The 24,355-nt window shown below is 37.3% G+C and carries 24 protein-coding genes; 15 read left to right on the top strand and 9 right to left on the bottom strand.

The annotated features are described in order from the left end of the window. The first annotated feature begins 120 nt into the window (after positions 1–120). The gene (locus ND6B_RS12035) at positions 121–2,079 is read left to right on the top strand and encodes a methyl-accepting chemotaxis protein (protein ID WP_033103164.1); all 1,959 of its coding nucleotides are present in this window, start codon (positions 121–123) and stop codon (positions 2,077–2,079) included. A gap of 32 nt (positions 2,080–2,111) precedes the next feature. Here ND6B_RS12035 and ND6B_RS12030 read toward each other — a convergent pair whose 3' ends face one another. Further along, positions 2,112–2,915, bottom strand: a complete 804-nt coding sequence (locus ND6B_RS12030) for an ion transporter (RefSeq protein WP_200882079.1) — start codon at positions 2,913–2,915, stop codon at positions 2,112–2,114. Positions 2,916–3,015: 100 nt separating this feature from the next. Between ND6B_RS12030 and ND6B_RS12025 the strand changes: the two genes are divergently transcribed. From ND6B_RS12025 to ND6B_RS12005, 5 genes are all read left to right on the top strand, one after another. After that, positions 3,016–3,225, top strand: coding sequence for a hypothetical protein (locus ND6B_RS12025; protein WP_008468100.1), 210 nt, complete (start codon positions 3,016–3,018; stop codon positions 3,223–3,225). A gap of 3 nt (positions 3,226–3,228) precedes the next feature. Continuing rightward, positions 3,229–3,519 (top strand): hypothetical protein, encoded by a 291-nt coding sequence (locus ND6B_RS12020; RefSeq protein ID WP_033103166.1) that lies wholly within the window; start codon positions 3,229–3,231, stop codon positions 3,517–3,519. A 130-nt stretch (positions 3,520–3,649) separates the two neighbouring features. Beyond that, on the top strand, positions 3,650–3,844 hold the full coding sequence (locus ND6B_RS12015; protein WP_008468098.1) for a YwbE family protein: 195 nt from the start codon (positions 3,650–3,652) through the stop codon (positions 3,842–3,844). Continuing rightward, entirely contained in the window at positions 3,841–4,359 is a 519-nt protein-coding gene (locus tag ND6B_RS12010) for a DUF4240 domain-containing protein (RefSeq protein ID WP_013463337.1), read from the top strand. Before ND6B_RS12015 ends, ND6B_RS12010 begins: the two co-directional genes overlap by 4 nt. Before the next feature lie 292 nt (positions 4,360–4,651). After that, positions 4,652–5,107 (top strand): hypothetical protein, encoded by a 456-nt coding sequence (locus ND6B_RS12005; RefSeq protein WP_033103167.1) that lies wholly within the window; start codon positions 4,652–4,654, stop codon positions 5,105–5,107. On the opposite strand, the gene ND6B_RS12000 is transcribed toward ND6B_RS12005, so the two are convergent. The 3 genes from ND6B_RS12000 to ND6B_RS11990 all read right to left on the bottom strand — a co-directional run bounded on the left by ND6B_RS12000 (position 5,104) and on the right by ND6B_RS11990 (position 7,262). Beyond that, entirely contained in the window at positions 5,104–6,360 is a 1,257-nt protein-coding gene (locus ND6B_RS12000; RefSeq protein WP_033103168.1) for a Y-family DNA polymerase, read from the bottom strand. The genes ND6B_RS12005 and ND6B_RS12000 overlap by 4 nt on opposite strands. Continuing rightward, a complete protein-coding gene (locus tag ND6B_RS11995) occupies positions 6,348–6,761 on the bottom strand; it encodes a LexA family protein (protein WP_013463339.1) in 414 nt (137 codons plus the stop codon). Before ND6B_RS11995 ends, ND6B_RS12000 begins: the two co-directional genes overlap by 13 nt. Positions 6,762–6,842: 81 nt before the next feature. Further along, positions 6,843–7,262 (bottom strand): MarR family winged helix-turn-helix transcriptional regulator, encoded by a 420-nt coding sequence (locus ND6B_RS11990; RefSeq protein ID WP_033103169.1) that lies wholly within the window; start codon positions 7,260–7,262, stop codon positions 6,843–6,845. A 103-nt stretch (positions 7,263–7,365) separates the two neighbouring features. On the opposite strand from ND6B_RS11990, the gene ND6B_RS11985 reads away from it, so the two are divergent. The 5 genes from ND6B_RS11985 to ND6B_RS11965 all read left to right on the top strand — a co-directional run bounded on the left by ND6B_RS11985 (position 7,366) and on the right by ND6B_RS11965 (position 13,434). Beyond that, complete coding sequence (locus ND6B_RS11985) at positions 7,366–8,112, top strand: siderophore-interacting protein (protein ID WP_033103170.1); 747 nt, start codon at positions 7,366–7,368, stop codon at positions 8,110–8,112. Between the two features lie 144 nt (positions 8,113–8,256). Next, entirely contained in the window at positions 8,257–9,249 is a 993-nt protein-coding gene (locus tag ND6B_RS11980) for an LLM class flavin-dependent oxidoreductase (protein WP_033103171.1), read from the top strand. Between the two features lie 223 nt (positions 9,250–9,472). Next, the gene (locus tag ND6B_RS11975) at positions 9,473–10,468 is read left to right on the top strand and encodes a patatin-like phospholipase family protein (protein ID WP_008468089.1); all 996 of its coding nucleotides are present in this window, start codon (positions 9,473–9,475) and stop codon (positions 10,466–10,468) included. Positions 10,469–10,800: 332 nt separating this feature from the next. Then, positions 10,801–12,207: an alanine/glycine:cation symporter family protein gene (locus tag ND6B_RS11970; protein WP_033103172.1), complete on the top strand. Its 1,407-nt coding sequence runs from the start codon at positions 10,801–10,803 to the stop codon at positions 12,205–12,207. Positions 12,208–12,390: 183 nt separating this feature from the next. Next, positions 12,391–13,434: a patatin-like phospholipase family protein gene (locus tag ND6B_RS11965; RefSeq protein WP_008468087.1), complete on the top strand. Its 1,044-nt coding sequence runs from the start codon at positions 12,391–12,393 to the stop codon at positions 13,432–13,434. Between the two features lie 141 nt (positions 13,435–13,575). On the opposite strand, the gene ND6B_RS11960 is transcribed toward ND6B_RS11965, so the two are convergent. The 4 genes from ND6B_RS11960 to ND6B_RS11945 form a co-directional block, all read right to left on the bottom strand. Next, positions 13,576–15,192, bottom strand: coding sequence for a glycerol-3-phosphate dehydrogenase/oxidase (locus tag ND6B_RS11960; protein ID WP_008468086.1), 1,617 nt, complete (start codon positions 15,190–15,192; stop codon positions 13,576–13,578). A 122-nt stretch (positions 15,193–15,314) separates the two neighbouring features. After that, positions 15,315–16,211, bottom strand: a complete 897-nt coding sequence (locus ND6B_RS11955) for a fructose bisphosphate aldolase (RefSeq protein WP_008468085.1) — start codon at positions 16,209–16,211, stop codon at positions 15,315–15,317. A 111-nt stretch (positions 16,212–16,322) separates the two neighbouring features. Then, on the bottom strand, positions 16,323–17,291 hold the full coding sequence (locus tag ND6B_RS11950) for a class 1 fructose-bisphosphatase (protein WP_033103173.1): 969 nt from the start codon (positions 17,289–17,291) through the stop codon (positions 16,323–16,325). 289 nt (positions 17,292–17,580) lie between these two features. Then, the gene (locus ND6B_RS11945) at positions 17,581–18,342 is read right to left on the bottom strand and encodes a DeoR/GlpR family transcriptional regulator (RefSeq protein ID WP_011330173.1); all 762 of its coding nucleotides are present in this window, start codon (positions 18,340–18,342) and stop codon (positions 17,581–17,583) included. Positions 18,343–18,530: 188 nt separating this feature from the next. On the opposite strand from ND6B_RS11945, the gene glpK reads away from it, so the two are divergent. Next, positions 18,531–20,015, top strand: a complete 1,485-nt coding sequence (gene glpK, locus ND6B_RS11940; protein ID WP_008466872.1) for a glycerol kinase GlpK — start codon at positions 18,531–18,533, stop codon at positions 20,013–20,015. A 223-nt stretch (positions 20,016–20,238) separates the two neighbouring features. Next, a complete protein-coding gene (locus ND6B_RS11935) occupies positions 20,239–21,018 on the top strand; it encodes an MIP/aquaporin family protein (protein ID WP_011330175.1) in 780 nt (259 codons plus the stop codon). A 180-nt stretch (positions 21,019–21,198) separates the two neighbouring features. Here the strand turns inward: ND6B_RS11935 and ND6B_RS11930 are convergent, their stop codons facing one another. Next, positions 21,199–21,762, bottom strand: coding sequence for a YSC84-related protein (locus ND6B_RS11930; protein WP_008108715.1), 564 nt, complete (start codon positions 21,760–21,762; stop codon positions 21,199–21,201). 140 nt (positions 21,763–21,902) lie between these two features. Here ND6B_RS11930 and ND6B_RS11925 point away from each other — a divergent pair, with 140 nt between their 5' ends. Continuing rightward, the gene (locus ND6B_RS11925) at positions 21,903–23,114 is read left to right on the top strand and encodes a tyrosine-type recombinase/integrase (protein ID WP_024602476.1); all 1,212 of its coding nucleotides are present in this window, start codon (positions 21,903–21,905) and stop codon (positions 23,112–23,114) included. Then, positions 23,114–24,313 carry a cation:proton antiporter gene (locus tag ND6B_RS11920; RefSeq protein WP_028834605.1) on the top strand — a complete coding sequence of 400 codons (1,200 nt, stop codon included), beginning with the start codon at positions 23,114–23,116 and terminating at the stop codon, positions 24,311–24,313. The genes ND6B_RS11925 and ND6B_RS11920 overlap by 1 nt, the downstream gene beginning before the upstream one ends. Positions 24,314–24,355 lie beyond the last annotated feature (42 nt).

A 24,355-nucleotide genomic window follows, 5' to 3' on the forward strand; every position in this document is an offset into this window, starting at 1 on the left:
AACAGGCGCTTAACTGTCATTGGTTGAAGATTAAATGAGTGATGTTTAAATAATTGCTAATTTCTTGCTCAATACATATTCCAAGACTATATTTTATCTAGCTTCTTGGGATGTAACTACATGAATATATCAAAAAAATTAAAGCTGTCTTTTGCATCAGCTATCGCACTGCCTTTGTTTGTAATTGCTGCTATTGTTATATCGCAAACGAGGGAGCAAGCACTCGATAATTTTTCTCAATTGAGTGAGCGAGAAGCGCGCCAAGTAGACAACGCTATTACGATGTTTTTTGCCGAAATTGCCAAAAATGTTGATTATTTAGCATCCCACACCACCATTAAAAACGCACGCACCAATGTTAAAACCCATATGGATGCTTCCAACTCAGTGATGCTTAACCATCCTAATCAAAGCCCAACAGAGCAAGCTGCATATAGCTTGTTTGACCATTTTGGCCAAACACACCCAGGACTTGCTTATATTTACATGGGAAACGAACAAGGGGGGTATATTCAATGGCCCATGGGGAAAGTAAACGCCAATTATGATCCGCGCGAGCGCCCCTGGTATATGGCAGCAAAAGCGGCTAATGGTAAAACAACGCGAACTAATGCCTATTATTGGGCCGCTGATGATTTAGTTATTGTATCTACGGTTAAAGCGATTATTGATAACGGGCAATTAATTGGCGCCCAAGGAATGGATGTATCATTAGGCGGGCTTACCGATATTATTGCCGATATTAAATTAGGCGAAACCGGTTATTTAATGTTGATTGAAGATAGTGGCAGTGTGCTGGTGGATGTTAAACACCCAGATTACCGATTTAAAAACTTAGCAGATCTTGAGGGGGGAAAATACGCCGACTTAGCTAAAAATACCCAAGGGCTGTTTGATGTAGAGATAGATGGTAAACAATATATGGCTAATATTCATACCTCTGCTACCTTAGGTTGGAAGTTTATTGGGGTAGTAGAAAAAGCCGAAGTGATGAGCACGGCGAATACTATGGCCTATACCATATTGGTTATTAGTGCGATATTAATTGCTGTATTTGTTGCTATAGCGAGTTATATTTCTAAATTAATATCAGCCCCTATTGTTGAAGTGAGTGATGGCTTAACTGAAATATCGCAAGGTGGCGGTGATTTAACCCAACGCTTAACAATAAAAACCAAAGATGAAACCGCTAAACTGGCTAATAGCTTTAATTTATTTTTAAACTTGATCAGCGAGCTGGTAACTCAAATTAATGAGTGCGCGCAAAATGTAAGTAAAACCTCATCACAAACCTCATCGCAAGCGGCACAATTAACAAGCTCCACCAGCCAACAGCAACAAGCTTTAGAGATGGCAGCTACGGCTATTAATAAAATGGCTGCCACCGCGAACGAAGTGTCTAGCAGTTGTGCAAATGCAGCGGATTTGGCTGTTCAAACACAGCAAGCATCAGACTTGGGGCAATCGGTTATTACACAAACTGTGGAAAGTGTGGTTCAGCTATGTGATGTAATAAACAATGCCTCAGCAGATATTACTCAGCTAGATACTGAAAGCGAAAACATTATGTCGATACTCAGTGTTATTCGCGGTATTTCAGAACAAACTAACTTATTGGCCTTAAATGCTGCAATAGAAGCTGCACGTGCCGGTGAGCACGGACGCGGCTTTGCTGTGGTGGCCGACGAAGTACGCGCGTTATCGCAACGAACCGCTGAGTCAACCGAAGAAGTGGCTTCACAGCTTGATAAACTACGCACTATGTCATCTAAAGTTTCTAAAGATATGCAACGCAGTATAGAAACCACTAATAAAACCGTAGAGCTTGCGCATTCGGCGCAGCAACAATTTAGTGAGATCACGGCATCTATCGTTCATATTAGCGATTTAAATACCCAAATAGCCACCGCTGCTGAAGAGCAACAACATGTAGCTGAAGATATAAACCGCAATGTTACTGAAATTAAAAATGCGGCTGATGAGGTGAGTGATATTGCCGTGACCACCAGTGAAAACGGCAACGAAATGAATCGTCTTTCGTCAATTTTAACGGGGTTGGTGGGTAAATTTAAAGTGTAAGGGCAAGCAAATGCATGCCCTTTTTATCCCTGCTACTTATTTTTAAGTAGTTCTTTTAATTCTGCTAGTTGTGCTTTTAATTCGTTTACTTGGCCTTGGGTGGCAGGGAGTGAGTCTATATCGGCTTGCTCTTCTCGTGCATTGCGATGCTCTTCACTCATCACTTCTAAAATAGCGCCAACCATCATATTTAAAAACACAAATGCAGTTAAAAAGATAAAGGTTAGGTAAAAAATCCAACTTAATTTGTATACCGCCATGGTTTCGTACATCACGTCGGTCCAATCTTCGAAGGTGGCGATTCTAAACAAAGTAAGCATAGAAATAGAGACATCGCCCCACAGTACTGGGTTTATTTCAGCAAACAACATGCTACCTGTGGCAGCATAAATATAAAAAATCACAAACATTAGCAGCGCGATATAGCCCATTTGCGGGATGGCTTTTATTAGTGAGTTCACTAATAAGCGCAGCTCTGGGATCATAGACACTAAACGTAGTACGCGGAAAATGCGTAGTAGTCGAGCAATAAAAATAGTAGAGCCTGCCGCGGGGTATAAACTTCCGATCACGATAATGAAGTCAAAAATGTTCCAACCTTTGGAGAAAAAGTCCTTGATACCTTTGCTGGCAATATAGCGAATAACCAATTCGATCAAGAAAAACACTGTGATGCCTATATCCATCCAATGTAGAAATAGCTCAGCAGTAGGGTGTAATGAATAGGTATGTGCGCCCACGGTCAATGCAGAAACAACAATAACTGCAATAACAAATGATTGAAATAGTTTACTTTTATCGATACGCTGGAACAGCTCTTGTAACTGCGACAACATCATAACGTGCCCTTAACGGTTATAAATACAAAACCAGTGCAATATACAGCAAAAATAACGAAAATCAGTAGTTTTCCCGTTAAAATAGTAGGAATTTTGAATGTTAAATAATAAGTTAAAATATCTATTTTCGTTATCCGCATTATTGGTGTTAGCGGGATGTAGCAGCGATAGCCGCTACCATGAAATTCAATCAGCGCGGTTGGGTGAATGCAGCCACATGGCAGATAAGGAATACCATGAGTGTGTTAAACAGCAGCAAGACAGTTACAAAGAATTTAAAGAACAACAAGCTCGCGAGCAGCAATAAACGATGACCAAAACCCAAAAGCAGCTAGATAAACGTATTCGTCAGCAATTAACGCTCGCTTGTGAGCAAATAAAAGATACTGTGGAGGACTTTAGCTTTCTTACCCATTCAGCAGACTTAAACAATTTACCTTCTAAGTTTAAAGTAAGTTGTTATTTTATCGATGATATTGCACTAGAGCAGGCTAAACAAAAAAATCAGTTTTATTACATTGAGCAGCTTATTTGTAATGCGTTAGCCAGCTTGAACATACATATTAAAGCCAATGCCATTTCATTTTCTAAGCAGCCATAATGTGTACGATGGGTTTTGTTTATTCTTCACATTAGCTTGAATTATGCTTTATAGGGCCTTTAAAAGCTTTAATATGGAGTGATTTTATTAAGCAGGCTATAATCCCCAAAAATAGCAAAAGAGATTATATATGGCTGTTCCAACACGTTCACAAATAACACCCGGCACTGAGGTTAATATTGTGCTTAAACAAGATCAACGCAGTGGTACTTTAACCAATGGTATTGTGTCGCGTTTATTAACTAAGTCACCTAATCATCCGCACGGTATTAAAGTACAGTTAGAAGATGGTCAAGTAGGTCGGGTAAAAGAGATCATTGCATGAGCGATTTAACCTTAACTGATTTTTGGCGATTGGTAACTGTAAACGACAGAACCGCAGAGCCTGAGTCTGTATGCCAATCCCTTAAGGCTGCATTGAGTGATTTATCCGACGAGCAGCTTATTGAATTTGATAAACAGTTTAGTATTTGTATGCGCCAAAGTTATACTTGGGATTTATTTGGTGCGGCGTTTGTAATAGCTGGTTGTAATGATGAATATGGTTTTTCTGAATTTCGTTGTTGGCTAATTTCTCGGGGTGAAGCGGTATTTAAAGCAGCGTTAGAAAACCCCGATAGCCTTGCACAGTGCACACCACTTTATTTTTTAAACGAGCAACCTTACCCGTATTTAGATGAGTATGACCTAATTGCAGGTTTGTTATATGAAGAACGTAATGACGATGAGTTACCCTTTATCCCCTCAGGGCTTGAACAACCTAAAGGTAAGCGCTTTAAAGACAAACCTAAGTTTTTAAAACAAAATTACCCGCAATTATTTGCTAAGTATTGGCAGTAATCGCTCACTTTTGACTATTAATGCATTACTTTGGGTTAGGGGTAATGCATTTTATGTTGCTTAGGTTTTGATACAGCTTGCGCTATCCTTCACATCCTCTTATTTCACTAACTGAACTGTTTTAAAATGTAATCGTATTTGCTGTGAGCTACGTATTTTTAAATACAGTTTAAAGACGTGTTTATGGTATAACGACTTCACATCTTTTATAGTAAATCTCTGTTATAGTTAGAAATAGCTAAGCATAGTCACAGTGCTTGATCATATTTGATACACGAGGATAGAGCCTATAATGAAATTTTTCACACTGGTTTTACTTAGCATAAGCCTTTTTAGCTGCTATGCAGTAGCAGGCCCAAGTAATAAAACTCGCTTTATTCCGCTGTTACAAACTAAGCTGGGTAATTACGAAGTGACCTCCAGTAATTCTGGGTTATGTACTAATAGCCGATTACAATTTAATAACCCTGAAGATCCTGAGCAAGGTTTTAGCTTAGGCAAAGAGATTTTGTTTAACTCCTTACACAATGGTACTCGTACCATTGAAAAACCAAATTATTGTTTTATTACCAGCTCGCTAAAATATAAAACAGATGGCCTAGAAAATAGCTTACGCATGAGCCGCTGTGATAATCCTATCCATGAAGGAACGATTAAACAAAGCATTACTTTTTTAACCAGCAATACGCTTAAATACACATTGGACAATCCGAGTGTAGAATGTGAATTTATTAAAGTTGCCGACTAACACTGTATTTTTGGAATATCACGCCAACGAGTCGTGTATTGCGGCGATAAAAAAGCCCTGTTCATATGCCAATGATCATTTAATTGGCTGCTCGCCACGCTAAGCATTCCTTTACCGTATCTATGATTTATCGCATCTAAGCAGCCCATTAACTGCGGGTTATCGGTTTGCTTATCAAATAAATGATGTTGTTGAAACTGCTGCGGGCTGAGCTCTAATGCGCCCACACCACATTTATAAAATCGAATTCCCGGTTGATATATTTGCTCAAAACTCTTTGATACCGCATTGGCCATAACGCGAGTATCGTTAGTGGGCGGATCAAATTGATACATAACTGACTTTTTATAAAAGGCGTGTTCATGTGATGAGCTGGCAGCAAAAATATAAATACGATGAGTGAGCGACTGTTGTGCTCTTAATTTTTGTGCAACTACACTAGCATGATTTATTAGGGCGGTTTTAACTGCATCGGGGTCGCAAAGTCGCTGACCAAAACTACGAGTTGAAAAAATAGCTTGTTTATCTTGGCGTACATCATCCCAGTTTAAACAGGTAATGCCGTTGAGCTCGTTAATTGTGCGCTCAAGCACCACACTAAATTGGCGGCGAATTGTTTTTGGGCTTTGCTCAGCCAGTTGCCACGCGGTATGAATGTCCATGAGAGCCAGCTTTTTAGCTAAACGTTTGCCCACCCCCCAAACATCTTGGCAGTGCATTCGTTGCAAAATAGTGCGGCGACTTACTTCATCGTCAATCACTGCAACACCATTAAAGCCAGTTAGTTTTTTAGCTGCATGGTTAGCGGCTTTGGCTAAGGTCGGTGTTGGCCCAAAGCCAACCCCAACAGGGAGTTTGGTTTCGCGCCATACAGTACGCCTAATTAGTTGCCCATATGCTTGCCAATCGTTAATTAAAGGTTGATAACCATTAAAGTGTAAAAACGATTCATCGATACTGTAAACATGCTGGGTGTCACAAAAGCGGCCAATTACACTCATCATCCGGTCGCTTAAATTAGCGTATAGTTCATAGTTACTAGAGCGTACAACCACATTGTTTTGTTCTAGTAACTGCTTAACTTTAAAGTAAGGGCCAAATTTAGGAATATTAAGCTTACGCGCAATTGGGCAGACCGCACACACACAGCCGTCATTATTGGTAAGCACTACCACAGGCTTTGAGCGAATAGCCGGATCAAATACTTTTTCGGCACTGGCGTAAAAAGCAACGGCATCAACTAAGGCATACATGAAAGTAACTCAGGGCTTTGGCGATGCAGCCTAATAGAGCGAGTTACCACACCTTCAAGCTGAAACTCATCTGACTCAGTCAATTGCACCGGCTTATAAGCAGAAGAGGCTGATAGCAAGCGTGCATTGGTCTTATCAAGCAGCTTACATACAAATAAACCATTTAAGTTAGCCACAATAACATCGCCATCTTTTGGTATTTCTGCACGGTCAACCAACAGTAAGTCGCCCTCAAAAATACCAATTTCTTGCATAGAGCACCCAGACGCTATCCCAATAAACGTGGCATCAGGATGCTTTATTAATAACTCATCAAGTGAAACGCCAAGCTCTGTATATTGTGCTGCAGGTGACTCAAATCCGCATACACCGGCCTCTATATAAATGGGAATAACAAACATAACACAACCTAAAACGCATATACTGTATAAGTGTACAGTATATGCGTTTTATATAAGTTATGCCAAGTAATGGATCTGCGATCAATCCATATTTTTGATCATTTGCTGAGCTGTATCTAAGAAGTCATTGATTTGCTGTGGGTTTAAGTTTTTACACATTTGCGCATTTACATGCTGCTCAGCGTTTAATAATTTGTCGTAAAGCGTGCACCCTTGTGCGGTAAACGACAGAATAAAACAACGCTTGTCATGCTTACTGGCATTTTTATGAATTAAGTTTAGCGCGAGCAGTTCTTTCACTAACCGTGCTATTTGGGCTTTGTCGCGTTGGGTTTGATTCACAATATCGTTAGCAGTGCACTGAGGTGTCGCTGCAATAATATGCAGGCAACGCACATGCATCGCGTTTAACCCAAGCTCACCTGCATTAATGGCTTCGCGTATGGTAACGCGATAATTTTGCATTAAAGCAAATAATGTATTAGCCACTGATGAGTTCATAATAACTCCATTATAGTTGACAAAGTCAATTAAATTGTTATAGTTGATTTTATCAACCAATGGGGCGTTGTGCAATTCATCTTTTTTAATGAGGTAAATTTATATGGGTAAAAAAGTACGCAAAGCAACCGTATTAAGCACAAAGCAAATAACCCCACATCTACAACGCATTATTGTTGGCTCAGATGAGTTTAACGACCTGAGTGCCCAATACATTGGTAACTACGTTAAGGTGCTTATTCCACAAAATGGCCTCGTTGACTTTAATATTAAAACTACGTGTATGCGTTCATACACTATAAGACATGTTGATGAGCACACTGGTGCACTTACCCTCGACTTTGTGATAAATATGCACCAAGGTCCAGCCACTAATTGGGCTAAAGAAGCAAAAGTAGGCGATGAAGTGGGTATAGCAGGGCCAGGCCCTAAAAAGTTGGATAACTATGATCATTCATATTATCTATTACTTGGCGATTTAACTTCGGTTAATGCAATTAAAGGCTACGTGCAACAATTGCCTATAAACGCAAAAATTGACGCGATTATTCATGCACCAACAAAAGATGATGTGATTAGCTTAGACTCCTCGCGTGATGTAACTTGGTTAATAACAAATAACCCCGATACAGATATGATAAACGCATTAAAATCGCTACCACTTAGTGAGCAACAACCTATTGTATTTATGGCACTTGAAGCCGGATTAGTCCGTAAAGCAAAAACCATATTAACTGATGAATTAGCTATACCGCGCAGTCAAATTGTTGCATCGGGCTATTGGAAAAAAGGGCTCGATTCAGAAGCTTATAAACTAAAGCGCCAACACACTGCTGCTAAAAATAGCTAACTTAATTGTTGTTCAATCACATCGCTATTTAGCTTTTAAAAGGCAAGGCGCCTTGAATTGACTGTCATACACACCCATCTCTTAGCATAGACTCATTATTTATGGCTAGCGCTATAAATCGCTATTTTATTTGGAGGTACTACTTTGTTACCAACTATTCCTTTTTCGTTATTAGAACTGGCGCCAATGCCTAAAGGCGCCACTGTGAGTGACACCTTAAATAAAAGTACAGCCTATGCACAAAAAGCTGAGGAACTCGGTTTTAATCGTTTTTGGTTAGCCGAGCATCATAATATGCCTGGGATTGTTTGTGCGGCTACTTCAATTTTGGTGGGGCATATAGCCGGAAACACTAAAAAAATACGCGTAGGGTCGGGTGGAATTATGTTGCCTAATCATGCTCCTTTAGTTGTTGCGGAGCAATTTGGCACCTTAGAAAGTTTATACCCAGGTCGAATTGATTTAGGGTTAGGGCGCGCTCCAGGTAGCGATCCTGTGACAAGTCGTGCATTAAATAACGATATCAGTCGTGCTGAAAACTTTCCTAATGAAGTGAGCGAGTTACAAACATTATTGGGCCCTTATGAGGGAACTAAGCGCGTGCGAGCAATACCTGGTGAAAACACCAATGTTCCCATTTGGCTTTTAGGTTCAAGTTTATTTAGTGCGCAGTTAGCTGCACAAAAAGGATTACCCTATGTATTTGCGGGGCACTTTGCACCGCGTTTTGTGCATGATGCAATAGCCTTGTATAAACGAGAATTTAAACCATCAAATGTATTAGCTAAGCCTTATGTCATGTTGGCATTACCTTTAGTGGCTGCAGATACAGATGAAGAAGCACAGTACTTATCAACTACATCCAAACAGCGAGTGTTATCGTTAATTAGAGGCGACGAGCTGTGGTTAAAACCCCCAGTAGAAACAATGGAAGGTTTGTGGAGCGAACAAGAGCGCGCTCATGTTGAGAGCTTTTTAGGGTTAAGTGTTACCGGTGGGCCAGCCAGTATTAAACACAAGCTAGAAATGATTGTAAATCAATTAGGGGTTGATGAGCTTATATTCACCAACGACTTATTTGATAATGAAAAGCGCCATAAAGCGCTTGAAATTTTAATGCAAATAAAACATGGATAAGCAATTGGTTAAGCAAGCGTACACTCAACGCTTGTTATGCTATTAAACAGATTAAAGTTGATTACGTCGGGGCCATTTTACATTATTTAAAAAGTGGCAATGAAAAAGCTTGTTCTATTTTTTCAATAGAACTGATTTAAACAATCAATTTTAATTATGAATATTGAACGATTATTATAAGGGTATGCAACACAATTCAGCTAAATAAATAGGAAGGTAAAGCGTGAAATCTCAAAATAGTACGACACCCCATTCAGGCAACAACTCAGTGCAGCCAAAAGTAGCGCTGATAGCAGAAGGTGGCGGACAACGAGGGATATTTACCGCGGGTGTACTCGATGCCTGGTTAGAGCAAGAGTATGATCCATTTGACTTATTTATTGGCACATCTGCAGGTTCTCAAAACTTAACAAGCTATTTGGCGCGTCAAAAAGGCTACGCAAAACGCTTGATCAGAGGGCTTTCCCGTCATAAACGTTTTTTTCAGTTAGGTCGCGGCTTAATGGGTAAACATATTGTTGACCTAGATTGGTACTTTGATAAAACCACCGAAGTAAACAGAGCGCTTGATTTTAAAACTGCAAAAGCCAGTTTAGGCGACCGTGAGCTATTAATTACTGCAACCAATGCCCGTGATCGCAAACCTTATTTTTTATCCCCAACAGGGGAAGGCCAACAATGGCGAGAGCTATTAAAAGCGTCAAGTGCACTGCCATTTTTATATAAGCAAGGTGTAAAATTGACGCCGTGGTTAAATGCATTAGCCGCAAATGAATTAGGTAAGACCGAGATACAGTCAGAGTCTGATTTTTACTTAGACGGTGGCCTTGCCGCACCGCTTCCTGTACGCGAAGCCTATAATCGTGGCGCACGCAAAATTGTGGTTATACGCACCGTTGATGAAGCCTTTCAGGCTCAATCAGCATGGATAAGTAAATTAAAATCATTTGTTGAAGTATCTGGCTATTGCCCAAAAACAATAGACTACTTATTACAACATGAGCAAGCCTACGAAGATGAGTTAGCATTTATTGCTAACCCACCAAAAGATGTAGAAATAATCCAAATTTTTGCAAATCAAAAGTTGTATAGTAAGTTATTAGGCAGCTCAAATGATGACTTACGATTTGACTATAAACTTGGTTTAGCAGCAGGCCATAACTACTTAAAAAACCATCACCCAGATCAGGATGATTATAAACACAGCTACATAGCGTAGCTGTGTGTTTATTATCAGCAAGATAATAAATCAGCATTTACTGTGTTCTCATGGCAGTCATTTAGCCGTGAGAAATATTCGGTTTTTTACCTCGAAAATAATGCGCTAACGGTTATTAAAGCACGCGACTAATTCCTTTCTAAAACATTCTTTTTACATCAGCAATTACACTGCAATATAAGTCAGTTTGCTGGGTGAATTTTTATTCATTAATAAAGAAAAATAATTCACATCTAATTGGCTTTATTATAAAGTAGCTAAGTCTCTACTAAACTTAAACACTCACGTCGCTAAATTAATACCGTGGCAAATAATAATAAAAAGGAAGCCTGATGTTCGACACGCTGATCAAAAGTGTAAATAGCCTTTTATGGGGCGAAGGCCAAGTACTCATTTACATTTTACTTTTTGCTGGTATTTGGTTTTCGGTGCGTTTAAAAGCCATTCAAATACTTAAATTTAAACATATGTTTAGTTTACTAAAAGGCAGCAGCAAATGTAAAAAAGGCGACATATCATCATTTCAAGCGCTGTGTACTGGTTTATGTGCGCGGGTAGGCACGGGTAACTTAGCAGGTGTTGCCGTTGCTATATCATTGGGTGGCAGTGGTGCCATTTTTTGGATGTGGGTTATTGCCATATTAGGCATGGCCACAGGCTTTGCCGAAAGTGTATTAGGTCAAGTATATAAAGTGCGCGACAGCCAAGGAGAGTTTAGAGGCGGCCCTGCGTATTATATTCAACAAGGGTTAGGTAATCGAGCCTTTGCTATTGTGTTTGCACTGTGCTTATTTTTAGGTTACGGCTTTACCTTTAGCGCCATGCAAACCAACACCATTACCGATGCACTTAATTTTGCCTTCGAAATTCCAACCTTTTACTCTGGATTAGTGATCACTGTGTTAGCCGGCTCTATTATTGTGGGTGGTTTTAAAGCAATCGCCCGCTTTGCTGAGCGCGTAGTACCGGTAATGGGCATAGTGTTTGTGCTTGTTGCAGTTATTATTACCTTAATAAACTTCACCCAAGTGCCTGCTATGCTTAAAGATATATTTTTATCAGCATTTGGGCTGCAAGAAGCAGGTGCAGGCGCGATGGGCGCAGCAATAAAAAATGGTATTCAACGTGGCCTTTATTCAAACGAAGCGGGCGCGGGCAGTGTGCCACATGCTTCAGCCAGTGCAAGCCCACTGCCTAATCATCCGGTAACACAGGGCTACATTCAAATGTTAGGGGTGTTTTTCGACACCATAGTATTGTGTAGCTGTACTGCGGTTATTATTTTACTTGCCGACATAGACATAAGCGGCGAAATGGAAGGTATACGTTTAACGCAAAGCGCCATGACCGCACATTTAGCACAAGGGGGTGTGTACTTTGTAGCAGCCGCTATTACCTTGTTTGCCTTTACGTCTGTAGTAGCCAACTATGCTTACGCAGAAAGTAACTTGCACTTATTTAAACTCGATAACAAAATGGGCCGTGGTATTTATACTTTGCTTTATTTATCAATGATGTTGTGGGGCGCGTCGGCCACATTAAAGCAAGTATGGGATTTAGCCGATATTGCTTTAGGTTTAATGACAGTGGTTAACGTTATCGCTATTATATTGCTAACCCCAACAATATTAGCGGTTACTCGCGATTATCATACACAACGCGAAAAAGGCTTAGAGCCCGAATTTAAAGTAAATGATGTAAAAGTACAGGGTAAATGCGAAACCGGCATTTGGGACTAGTTAACGTATATTAAGTCACTTTTAGCATTAATAAACGGTTTTATGGCAGCATAAAACCGTTTTTATTTTTGCATAACTATTCTATTTTTAGCCTGGTTATATACAAAGTAATTAACAAGTATATGCCATTAAATAGAAATAAGCAGCACAATTAACCACAGATTTTATAGGCTAAATTTTTAGATGATCAACATTTACGCAGGTAAAACTGCTGCAAAAATAATAAACGAACAGGGGCTTAAACCCGAATTATTCAGCTCATTTTTAGGTGCCAGCGGCGGGCCAAAATGGTTTACCTTGTTTGGTTTAGACAAATATATATTTGGTGAGTTTTTTAAAAACCATAAACAACCGCTTAACTTAATTGGCTCATCGGCCGGGGCATTTCGCTCAGCGTGTTTTGCGCAAAATGATCCGGTTGCAGCAATTGAGCGCTTAGCAACATCGTATTCGCAAACCAGATACTCTAGTAATAAACCAACACCAGCTGAAATTACCACTAAAGCCCGCGCACTGCTTGAAGATGTGTTTGGTGATAACGGCGTGGCTGAAATTATAAATAACCCCGTATTTAAAGCACATTTTATAGTGGCAAAATCGAATGGATTTATAGCCAGTGAAAATAAATTATTACAGCTTATGGGTTTATCAAAAAGTTATATGCTTAATCGAGTAAACCGAAAATATTTAGGATCGCAATATGAGCGTTTTATATTTGGCCCAGCAACAAGCGACTTATCAATTACCGACAGCTATAATTTTAAAACACAAAAAATAGCGCTTACCCAAAATAATTTAAAAGAGGCATTACTTGCATCGGGTTCAATACCTTTAGTTATGCAAGGCATTAAAAATATTGCCGGAACACCCGCGGGTATTTATCGCGATGGTGGCATTATTGATTACCACTTTGATTTAAAAATTAATAACCCAGGACTCATTTTATATCCGCACTTTAATAGCGACCCAAAAGCAGGGTGGTTTGATAAAAATTTAAAACGTAAAGTATCACCACTTAATTACGATAACGTGGTGATGATCACGCCATCAAAAGAATTTATAGCAGGCTTACCTTACGGAAAAATTCCAGATAGAAATGATTTTACCGATCTAGATGCCGACACACGCATTAAATATTGGAATACAGTATTTAGTGAAACAGAAAGATTAGCAGAGGCGTTTGATGAGAAGTTATATAATAATTTTAAAATAATACCAATTGAATAAATTGCCAATTTTGCTGATGCAATGAAGCATTTATTGTTATATAAAAGGGCTAGTTTACATCGCGATTATATAGTGATGAAAATTAGCCCTATGGTTGGTTTTGATTGCTGTGTATTTAAATAAAATCACGGAATCGATGGGTTATTGGGATATTTCCTCTATATATTCTTGAAGCCTGGCTTGCGCATTTTCTTCACCAAATAGAATATGACATACCTCTTGTAGCCCCGGATCAGAGAGGATATCTTCTTTACGTACAACCAGTGATATTTTAGAGCGGCGACGTAAAAAATCACTTAGTTTAGTTACCATTTCTCGTTCGGCAGCATGTTCAATTTCAACACGTAAATACTCTGAATTTTTAATTAGAAGCTCAGCTTTTTCAGGAACTTCTCGAATTTTTTCTAACATGTTAATTGCATTTCTTCCGTAACGTCTCCAAAAGCGTTTGCTGAGTACTTCAGTAGATGTTTTGGGAGTTAAGCCGTCTAAATTCATTAGCTTAGCACGATGCATAAATTCATTTTTGACAGTATCGTCAGGCTCGCCGTACCATTTGTAATCCTCGTAAGGAAGGTTAATACCAAGCTTTTTGATTAACTCAGCAACTTCATCACCGACATTGATACAATCAGTTAATTTCCCACCAAATATAGAAAGGTATTTTTTCTCATAGTTAGTGTCGATTGCGTGTTTGCGCGATAATTGCACCCAGTCAGCCTTACCATTACCATCTTTTTTAATTGCTAATGGCCTTACACCACATCGTTCAGCTATTATATCGTCTTTTGTGAGCTGTTTATCCAGTTCTAGTAACTTGTTCGCATTATCTAACACAAACTTTCTATCTTCATCAGTAACATGCGAATGTGGGCTTTCAACTTGTGTATCAGTTGTACCAATACAAGTTTTAGGTCCCATAGGGATCACGAAGAATAGTCTGCCATCGTCAGCAAAAAATGTAAGTACTTTATTACTGCTAGTAATTTTATCAACAATAAGGTGAATACCTTTTGAAAATAAATGGTGATGTGCTGTAGTTTGACTGTTAGTAATATTAATAGGATCAACAAAAGGGCCTGCGGCGTTTATAATTACTTTAGAACGTATCGAAAATTGTTCTTTCGTTATTTCGTCCATTGCATTTGTTGTCCAAATATCATCTGTACGGTTTGAGCCTTGTGCACTTACATAGTTAGCACCGATACAGCCATGGCTCATACTAGAGCGAATAAAGTTAAAAACAAACCGGGCATCGTTGTCTAATAAAAAGCTGTCTGAATACTCAAAACCGGCTTCTACATTTGTAGTGTTGACGACTGGCTCTAATGATTTAATTTTTTTTGCATTAAGGTAGCGAGGCGATTGTGTAAAAAATCGGCCCATAAACCAATAGACGATTGTTCCTAAATAGACAAAGAAAGCTGGGAATCTAAAGCCTTTTTGAATACTGGTAAAAAAACGAATTTCTTTAACTGTCGATGGGTAGCTGCGCATTAAATGGTTTCTACTTTTACATAGTTTATTTACCAAGTTATATTCATGGCTTTCTAAATACTTTATGCCGCCCCAGGCCAAGTTAGATGAGTTTGAACTAGTGAAACCAGCGAAATCTCCTTTATCGATTAATGCAACTTTGGCGCCTTTTGCAGCTAATGCTGCAGCTGATACTGCACCATTAATACCCCCTCCAATTATCAATACATCGAATATATCTTGAGGAAGTTTTTTTATATTATTCTTTCTCAGTTGGCTCATTTTTTGGATTACCTATTATTAATTACTAGCCTTTTATATCTACTTGGTTAGGTTATTTTCGTACAAGCTAGAGCTATAAAAGATTACGTATAAAGTTTTTATGCTTATGAAAGTTGGATTACTTATAATTTATATATTGAAGCTTCATAAATGGCTTCTATAGAATTATTTAATTTTTCATCAAACTTTTTATCAGACATGTCATGATGTAGGCCAATCAATAATGCTCTTGAAAAACTAGCAATAATACCAGTATTTCTTTTTAGCTTTTCATTGGCTTGTGTAATAGAGTAACCACCAGATAGAGCAACTAATTTTAAAACTTTTGGGTGTGTTGCAAGATCTTTATATAAATTAGGCACTTCAGGTAACGTGAGTTTTAATATTACTTGCTGTCCATCTTCAAGGTTATTCAGCTCTTCAATAATTACATCATGCAACATGAGTTCTGCAGATTGCTTTTCTTCGCAATAAATATCAACTTCAGGCTCAATAATAGGCATTAGCCCTGAATTTATTACCTCTTTTGCAATTTCAAATTGCTGTTTAACAACATTTTGGATACCAATACGACTAGCTTGTTTTATAACAGACCGCATTTTTGTGCCAAAAACAAAATTAGTATCAACCGTTAGTATTGAACCAAGGTTTTTAATGGGTTTCATTAACTGTACACCGTCAGATTCAGGCATTAAACCTTCATCTATTTTTAAAAATGGTACAATTTCTTTATGTTTCCACAAATATTCAGCTGTTGGAATATTTTCAATGTAACGATTTAAAGTATCTTTAAATAGAATTGCGCCCAATATTTTTTGTGAATTAAATGGACTACTTGAAATTATTCGTGCTCGCATAGAATGTATATATTTAAACATCTCCTCATCAGATGAAATCTCACTAGATGAGATACCATACTGCTCTAAAGCTTTTGGTGAACTCCCACCACTTTGATCTAGTGCAGCTATAAAGCCTTGACTATTTTTTATTTTTTCTAGCATGTTAAGTCTTATTGACATGATTTTAACCTTTAAATAATTGAAAGCAGATATGTTTCTTAACAAAAGTAAAGTTAGATACAATTTCTATATAAATACAGATGTCACTCTTAAAGTAATAATGTATGTTTTTTATTTTCCTAAAGCATACTTTTCTATAAGTAGAACTTCATTCTTAGAACCAATAAATACAGGGATCCGTTGATGTATACTTGAAGGCACAGTGTCTAAAATAGAAGTAGTCCCATTACTTGCTAAACCATTTGCTTGCTCTACTAAAAATGCAATTGGGTTTGCTTCATAAAGTAATCTTAATTTACCGTATTTAAAGTTTTTTTCTTCAGGGTACCCAAATATACCTCCCTTACATAGAATTCTATGCATATCACCTACCATGGCTCCCAACCATCTCATATTAAAGTTTTTCTTTCGGATACCATCGGTACCAAGCTGTAAATCAACAATATATTTTTGTACATTTTCAGGCCACTTAAATTGGTTTGATAAATTAAATGAAAATTCATTCGTATCTTCTGGAATGTTTAAATTAGGATGTGTGAGCATAAAGTTATTATTTGAGGGATCTAATGTATAAATATGTGTTCCTGAACCTGTTGATAAGGCAAGCATAAGCGATGGGCCATATAGAACATAGCCTGCAGCGATAATTGATCTTCCTGTAGAAAAAAAGTCTTCTTCACTAACTTCTGTTTGGGCAGGAGAAGCTGAAGATATAGAAAAAATAGTACCTAATGAACCATTTACATCAGTATTAGATGAACCATCTAATGGGTCGAAACAAATAAGGTATTTGCCAAAACTATTACATAATATAATGTCTTCTACTTCTTCAGATGCGACAGCTCTAACCTGCTTATTCTTTTTTAGAGATTCAATCAAAATATTATTAGCGATAACATCTAACTTCTTTTGTACCTCTCCTTGTACATTGTGATCAGGCAATGAGCCAAGCACATCAGATAATGCACCATGATTAATACGAGTAGCTATTTCTGTGCATGCACCAACTATGCTTTGGATCAGCAGTGTGAGTGTTTTTGGAACGTTATCCTGCTCTAATTGTGTATATAGGTTTTTCATTGGTGCCTTATCGATAACATTAATACTAAAGAGTAATACATGGTTTTAATTTGCTTTTATGTTCATTTTTAAAAGTATCACTTATTTGCGAAGATTTGCAAACATTAAAGTACATAAAAGAAAATAAATTCTGGTATACAGGAGTGAAATAGAGGAGGGAATTACAAAGTTATATATTAATTTAACCAATTTATTATTTAATTATTAAGTACATTAACAACGAAATTCATGGTATCTACTTGAAATTATTTGAATTGTTCTGTATGTATTAGATGGTTTAGATTGACTACTATCGTGCTATATGAAGCTTAACGTCATGTTCGGAAAGTAAGGTTAGAATACTCTTAGGTGGTTTAGCATCAGTAATAAAGTCATCTGCTTGACTAATGTTACCTAAACGAACCATAGCGCACCTACCAAATTTTGAATTATCAGCGGCGAGTAAAACTTTACGTGAATTTTTGATGATTGCTTGAGCAACACGAACTTCACGATAATCGAAATCAAGTAGAGAACCATTTTCTTCTATCCCACTTATGCCGATAATGCCGAAGTCCATACGAAACTGATTGATAAAATCTTCAGTTGTTTCACCAATAATACCACCATCTCTATGTCTAACTTCTCCTCCTGCTATAAGAACTGAAAAATCCTTTTTAACGCCTAATATAGCAGCAACATTTAAATTGTTAGTTACAACTTTAAGGTTTTCATGCGATAGAAGTGCTTTAGCTATAGTCTCAGTCGTTGTTCCTATATTTATAAATAAAGAAGAACCATTTGGTATCATACTAACTAAATGTTGCGCTATTTTTTGTTTAGCTTCTAAATCCATGATTTTTCTAGTTTGATACGCCATATTTTGAATGCTTGAGACTACACTAGCGCCTCCATGATGACGCCTTAATTTGTTTAACTTTGCAAGATGGGTAAGGTCGCGTCTTATCGTCTGTGGAGTGACTTTATAGTGCTCAACTAATTCTTCAATAGAAATGGAATCTCTTTCTTTTAATAGTTTTAATATAGATTCGTGTCTCTGATCTTGGGTCATTTTTATTTAGCATAATTTTAATTTTAATTAGTAAAACTATTATAAGTGAAAAAGAAGTAAATGAGAATTTTATAGAAATTATTTCATTAAATAATTGTATATAAAAGTTTGATATTTGTTGTATGTTACATTTAATTCATGTAATAGTACAAAAACGAAAATAACCGAATGTTAAAGTGTAAAAAATAATGAATAATTATATCCTTTCAATTGATCAAGGTACGACTAGCTCTCGCAGTGTTTTATTCGATTTAAATGGCAAAGTTGCATATATAGAACAACAAGAATTTGAACAACATTTTCCAAAAGATGGTTATGTTGAGCATAAGCCTGAGGACATATGGGAGTCTGTTCTTCATACCATTAATGCTGTTATGAAGAACCTAGATCCTGAGCATGATAAAGTTATTGCTATTGGTATTACTAATCAACGCGAAACTACAATCGTTTGGGATAAAGTAACCGGTGAACCCATTTATAATGCGATAGTCTGGCAAGATAGGCGTACAACAGAACTATGCGATAGTTTAAGGCTTGCAGGAAAAGAAGAACTAATTATGCAAAAAACGGGGTTATTAATCGATCCGTATTTTTCTGCGACTAAAATAAATTGGATTTTAGAAAGTTGTCCAGGCGCTCGTGAAAAAGCAGAAAATGGTGATTTAATTTTTGGTACGGTCGATACTTATTTGTTATGGAAGTTGACAGGCGAAAAAGAACATCGCACAGATGCAACTAATGCATCGAGAACTATGCTATTTAATATTCATACGCAAGAATGGGATACCGAACTACTTGAATTACTTGATGTTCCATTAAATATGCTACCAGAAGTAATGGATTCATCAGATGACTTTGGTATGGCGAGTGAAAAATATTTAGGTTACGAAGTGCCTATTTTAGGTATGGCAGGTGATCAACAGTCAGCACTGTTTGGCCAAACATGCTTTCAAGCAGGTATGGCTAAAAGTACCTATGGAACAGGGTGCTTTATGATGGTTAATACAGGTGATCAAGTTCTTCAATCTAAAAATAGACTTCTTAGTACTGTCGCCTATCGTTTGAATGGCAAACCAACCTATGCATTAGAGGGCAGTATTTTTATAGCTGGCGCAGCAATTCAATGGCTTAGAGATGGCTTACAGTTAATTGAAAAAGCAGATGAAACAGAATTACTCGCTATCAATACCTCCCTAGATCATGGAATATATATGGTTCCTGCATTTACTGGTTTGGGTGCACCATATTGGGATCCAAATGCTCGTGGGGCTATATTTGGATTAACTAGAGATACGGGTATTAAAGAGATAGTAACAGCAGGATTACAGTCTGTTTGTTTTCAAACTAAAGATCTTCAAAAGGCTATGGAATCAGACGGCGTTAGGCCTCAGGTACTTAGAGTTGATGGTGGTATGGTCATAAATGGATGGCTTATGCAGTTTTTGTCAGACGTTTTAGGTGCAGAGGTTGACCGTTCAACTATTAGTGAAACGACTGCTTTAGGTGTAGCTTATCTTGCAGGACTTAGGGCTGGTGTATTCTCATCGCTTGAGTCATTGGCAACTAATTGGAATTGTGAAAGACGATTCGAACCTGGCATGACCAAAACAAAACGTGATGAGCTTTATGATGGCTGGTGTAAATCAGTTAAAAAAGTACAAAGTGAAGGATAAGTTACTAATTTACCTTTAAATATAAATTCATACCAAACTTGTTTGATTAGAGTTTATGGATGTAAGTAAAGTTATTAAAACTCGCAATCATAAACTCTAAGCTCAATAGGATAGTTTTATTAGTGACCATTATAGATGCTTTTAAGGATATCAAGCACTTTGAATTACAACATTTAAACAAAAATAGTTTCATAGTGTAGATAGTATTCGCTTATAGAAAGACATGTTCATTAAGGTAGATTTAATTTTAGCTTTTAGCAAGGAATATAAAATGACACCATTTATAGCAGAAATATTAGGAACGGCCCTCTTAATTTTAATTGGAGGCGGTGTAGTTGCTAATAATATTTTAAAAAAAACAATAGGTGAAGGAGGAGGGTGGATGGCTGTTACTACAGCTTGGGGTCTTGCTGTATTTATTGGTGTGGTTGTCGCTGGCCCTTATAGTGGAGCACATCTAAACCCAGCTGTAACACTTAGCTTAGCAGTAGCTGAAAAATTTTCTTGGACTGAAGTCCCTGCTTACATTGCTGCACAATTTATTGGTGCAATGATTGGAGCTTTTTTAGTTTATGTAATATATAAAGATCACTTTGATGCTACAGATGATGCAGAATTAAAACGAGCAGTCTTTTGTACAGCACCAGCAATACCAAATACATTTAGAAATATAATTAGTGAAATTGTAGGTACTTTTGTTTTATTGATTTGTGTATTTTATTTTTCGGCGGCTGAAATCGACAATGGTACTGGGACTAAAATTGGTTTGGGCTCTATAGGTGCAATTCCAGTTGCTTTTGTTGTGTGGGGAATTGGGCTTTCATTGGGTGGTACAACAGGATATGCAATAAATCCAGCTAGAGATTTAGGGCCTAGAATTGTACATGCTTTGTTACCGATCAAAGGTAAGATAGATAGTAATTGGAGTTATTCATGGATTCCAGTGTTAGGTCCGACTATAGGTGGTACTTTAGCTGCGTTACTTTACACTATTCTTAGTTAATAAAAGTTATAATTAAGATCCAGATGCTCTGTATAATACAGGGCATCTGGATCTTATACTTATTTATTGTATAGTTATTACAGCCCATAAATTACGTTATGTTAAATTGCGGGTGTTAAATTAAAGTGGGCGTAATCGTAATCATACAAACTAGCCCACTTATGAGAGGGTTTTGAGGTCTTAATTTAGCTCAGAATCGACCCAAAATTTAGTGCCTTTTAAAACAGCTTGCAGTGCAAGGCCACTTTCGGTTAAAGAGTAAACAGTAACTTGGTCAGCAATAGCTTCGGCAACTAAAGCACCACCTTTATCTTGGTATTTTGCAGCAGCATCGGCATTACCACCGAACGCCCAACCATGTTTAATAAATCTATTTAACGCTGCTTGATCGTGAAAAACCATCACAATATTGAAATCTTTAACACCTAAACCTAAGCCTAAACCAGCTTCACCCATATTCATATAGGTAGATTTTCCGGTTAGGTTATTTTTTACTACACCGTACCCACCACCAAAACTGGCTAAAATAACGTTTACATTGGCATTATCAAATACAGCATAACCGGCAGAGTTTGCGATTTGGGTTTTAACATCTGGTTTTTTTTCGTATAGAGCAGTTAATGTATTCGATTTCATACTTTGTACTAAAGCACGTTTTTCTCCAGGGGAAGCACTGCCTGTAGTAGCGCAACCTGTTAATAAAACGCTAATAACTAACATGCTCAACAGAAGTAATTTTTTCATGATTTTTCCTTTAATAAGGTATATGGTTAATAAATCTGCGTTTAGCATAAATATCAAAAATTCATTATGTCCAATACTAGACAGTATCGGACTTTAAGGTTAACCTATAAGTCTATTATTTTCTTATATATTTTACTATTATGCTTGTTGCTCTGGTCGATACATTAAAACAATTACGTTATCAAATAGCTCATCTTGAAGATAATACACTCTCATCAGAATATCCAGAACTAGCCTCTTTTATACAGCAAGTCAGCTTGACTGTAACTGAATCAAAGGCTGATCTTAATTTTTTATACCAGTTTTTATATGTTTATGGCCGAAAATCTGAGGCAACTTATAGTCGTTTTCGTAATGAGTTGGAACGTTTTTATTTATGGTCATGGCTTATAGCTGAAAAATCTGTATTTGAACTTAAGCGTGAAGATATTGAAGCCTATGTTGATTTTATGGTTGAACCGGATAAAAAATGGGCATCTACATCTGTTCAATGGCGTTATAAAGATGAGCAAGGAATTCGTCGGTTAAATCAAAATTGGCGCCCTTTCATGTTAAAAGAATCTATTGCGAGTCAGCAAACATTATCGGCCATGTTTACTGCCCTCAATGTATTTTATAAATTCGCTATTTTAGAAGAAAAAACCTTTGCTAACTTTGTACCTGTTGTTAAAAAAAATAGTCCCTACTTGGTTGTGCAATCACAAATACAAATCCCCGATACGTTAAGCGATATTCAATGGGAATATGTATTTGGCGTTACCCGAGATATATGCGAAAAAAAACCAGAGTATGAAAGAAACTTATTTACCCTCGCCTGTTTAAAAGGACTCTACCTTCGTATTTCAGAATTATCAGAGCGACCACAATGGTCACCTGTTATGTCTCATTTTTGGCAAGATAATGATGGTTTTTGGTTTTTACGAATAATGGGCAAAGGAAATAAATTACGCGATGTAACATTAAGTGATGATTTTCTTGAGTATTTAAAACGTTATCGCTTGTATCGAGGCTTGCCTGCTCTGCCCCGCGTTGATGAGTCAGACCCGCTAGTTCATAAAATTCGTGGTCAGGGTGGAATGACCGTAAGACAAATTCGACGTTTAGTACAACAAAGTTTCGATATTGCGCAACAATCTTTACTTGATGATGGATTTAAAGATGACGCGGAACAATTAGAAGCGGCCACTGCGCATTGGTTACGCCATACGGGGGCAACGCATGACGCACAAACTCGCCCTTTAAAACATTTATCTGAAGACTTAGGCCATGCAAAAATTGCTACAACCGATCAAATTTATATTCAAACAAATATAAAAGAGCGGGCTAAATCTGGAATTAAAAGGAAAATTTAATGGAATACTTAGTGATCTCATTTATTGGCGTTTTATTTTTAGTTTATTCCTTAACATTTCGCCAACTAGAAAAAACCGAAGTAACGGGGCCAATGTTTTTTGTAATTGGTGGGATATTGCTTGCCACACTTTTACCTAACGAAAGTAGCAGAATAAAAACCGGCATAGATTTTTTACTGCCCTTTATAGAATTGACACTCAGTATATTTTTATTTTCTGATGCGGCTAAGTCAAAATTAAGTGTTTTAAGACATAGCTTTCAGTATCCGAGTTTACTGTTATTTATCGCCCTCCCCTTAACGTTATTACTTGGGATTGCCGTTGGGTTATTTTTGTTTGCCGATTTATCTGTTATTCAAGCGGCGTTACTTGCAATAATATTAACGCCTACCGATGCGGCGTTGAGTAAAGGGTTATTGGCAAGTACGCGGGTACCTGAAAAAATTCGTGAAGGAATAAATACCGAAAGTGGTTTGAATGATGGTTTATGTGTTCCTATTTTTTTAATATTTATATTACTGGCAAAAAATCCTGAATCTGCAATTACAGCAACGCAAACGTTAAGTGTGTTTGGTAGAGAACTTGGTTTAGCCTTATTAATTGCCTTTACAAGTACCGCTATTTTTATTCCGTGTTTAAATTTTGCAATGAAGCGCCATTACTTTGCGCAAAACACGAGTCCTTTTTTATTATTAGGTTTTGCTATGGCGGTGTTTTCGATTACGCAATATTTTCATGGCAGTGGATTTATTGCGGTGTTTGTTGCGGGTTTATTATTTGATAAATACGCCACTACTAAAATAAGCAAAGAGTTGATAGAAGACTCAGAGCATATTGCTGACTTTACTTCTTTAATGATCTGGTGCTTGTTTGGATTTGTATGTGCTTATTTAGTTTTACCTAAATTAAATTTAGCGATAATAACGTATGCATTATTAAGTACGACTTTAATTAGAATAATACCGGTTATGCTGTCATTGCAATTTACAGCACTAACAATTAAAGAGCGTTTTACATTTGCTTGGTTTGGGCCAAGAGGATTGGCCTCAATTGTTTTTACCTTAATGGTAATAGACACACAAATAGAAAACAAATTTCAAATTGCGACCATTGCCATGACAACAATTTTATTTAGTGTGTTTATTCACGGTATTAGTACGAAACCTATAGCAGATAGTTTTGCTAAAAAAACTAAATAAATATAAGCAAAATAAAAAGGCGTACTTAATAATAAGTTACGC

The sequence above is a fragment of the Pseudoalteromonas sp. ND6B genome (assembly GCF_000764215.1).
Classification (GTDB): Bacteria; Pseudomonadota; Gammaproteobacteria; order Enterobacterales; family Alteromonadaceae; genus Pseudoalteromonas; species Pseudoalteromonas tetraodonis.

Coding starts and splice junctions, on each gene's coding strand:
- ND6B_RS11925 (WP_024602476.1), top strand. CDS start 21,903: ATGCTTGTTGCTCTGGTCGATACATTAAAACAATTACGTTATCAAATA.
- ND6B_RS11945 (WP_011330173.1), bottom strand. CDS start 18,342: ATGACCCAAGATCAGAGACACGAATCTATATTAAAACTATTAAAAGAA.
- ND6B_RS11960 (WP_008468086.1), bottom strand. CDS start 15,192: ATGAGCCAACTGAGAAAGAATAATATAAAAAAACTTCCTCAAGATATA.
- ND6B_RS11950 (WP_033103173.1), bottom strand. CDS start 17,291: ATGAAAAACCTATATACACAATTAGAGCAGGATAACGTTCCAAAAACA.
- ND6B_RS12035 (WP_033103164.1), top strand. CDS start 121: ATGAATATATCAAAAAAATTAAAGCTGTCTTTTGCATCAGCTATCGCA.
- ND6B_RS12010 (WP_013463337.1), top strand. CDS start 3,841: ATGAGCGATTTAACCTTAACTGATTTTTGGCGATTGGTAACTGTAAAC.
- ND6B_RS11935 (WP_011330175.1), top strand. CDS start 20,239: ATGTTCATTAAGGTAGATTTAATTTTAGCTTTTAGCAAGGAATATAAA.
- ND6B_RS12030 (WP_200882079.1), bottom strand. CDS start 2,915: ATGTTGTCGCAGTTACAAGAGCTGTTCCAGCGTATCGATAAAAGTAAA.
- ND6B_RS12000 (WP_033103168.1), bottom strand. CDS start 6,360: ATGTATGCCTTAGTTGATGCCGTTGCTTTTTACGCCAGTGCCGAAAAA.
- ND6B_RS12025 (WP_008468100.1), top strand. CDS start 3,016: ATGTTAAATAATAAGTTAAAATATCTATTTTCGTTATCCGCATTATTG.
- ND6B_RS11990 (WP_033103169.1), bottom strand. CDS start 7,262: ATGAACTCATCAGTGGCTAATACATTATTTGCTTTAATGCAAAATTAT.
- ND6B_RS11955 (WP_008468085.1), bottom strand. CDS start 16,211: ATGTCAATAAGACTTAACATGCTAGAAAAAATAAAAAATAGTCAAGGC.
- ND6B_RS11995 (WP_013463339.1), bottom strand. CDS start 6,761: ATGTTTGTTATTCCCATTTATATAGAGGCCGGTGTATGCGGATTTGAG.
- ND6B_RS11930 (WP_008108715.1), bottom strand. CDS start 21,762: ATGAAAAAATTACTTCTGTTGAGCATGTTAGTTATTAGCGTTTTATTA.
- glpK (WP_008466872.1), top strand. CDS start 18,531: ATGAATAATTATATCCTTTCAATTGATCAAGGTACGACTAGCTCTCGC.
- ND6B_RS11920 (WP_028834605.1), top strand. CDS start 23,114: ATGGAATACTTAGTGATCTCATTTATTGGCGTTTTATTTTTAGTTTAT.
- ND6B_RS11985 (WP_033103170.1), top strand. CDS start 7,366: ATGGGTAAAAAAGTACGCAAAGCAACCGTATTAAGCACAAAGCAAATA.
- ND6B_RS11965 (WP_008468087.1), top strand. CDS start 12,391: ATGATCAACATTTACGCAGGTAAAACTGCTGCAAAAATAATAAACGAA.
- ND6B_RS12005 (WP_033103167.1), top strand. CDS start 4,652: ATGAAATTTTTCACACTGGTTTTACTTAGCATAAGCCTTTTTAGCTGC.
- ND6B_RS12020 (WP_033103166.1), top strand. CDS start 3,229: ATGACCAAAACCCAAAAGCAGCTAGATAAACGTATTCGTCAGCAATTA.
- ND6B_RS12015 (WP_008468098.1), top strand. CDS start 3,650: ATGGCTGTTCCAACACGTTCACAAATAACACCCGGCACTGAGGTTAAT.
- ND6B_RS11970 (WP_033103172.1), top strand. CDS start 10,801: ATGTTCGACACGCTGATCAAAAGTGTAAATAGCCTTTTATGGGGCGAA.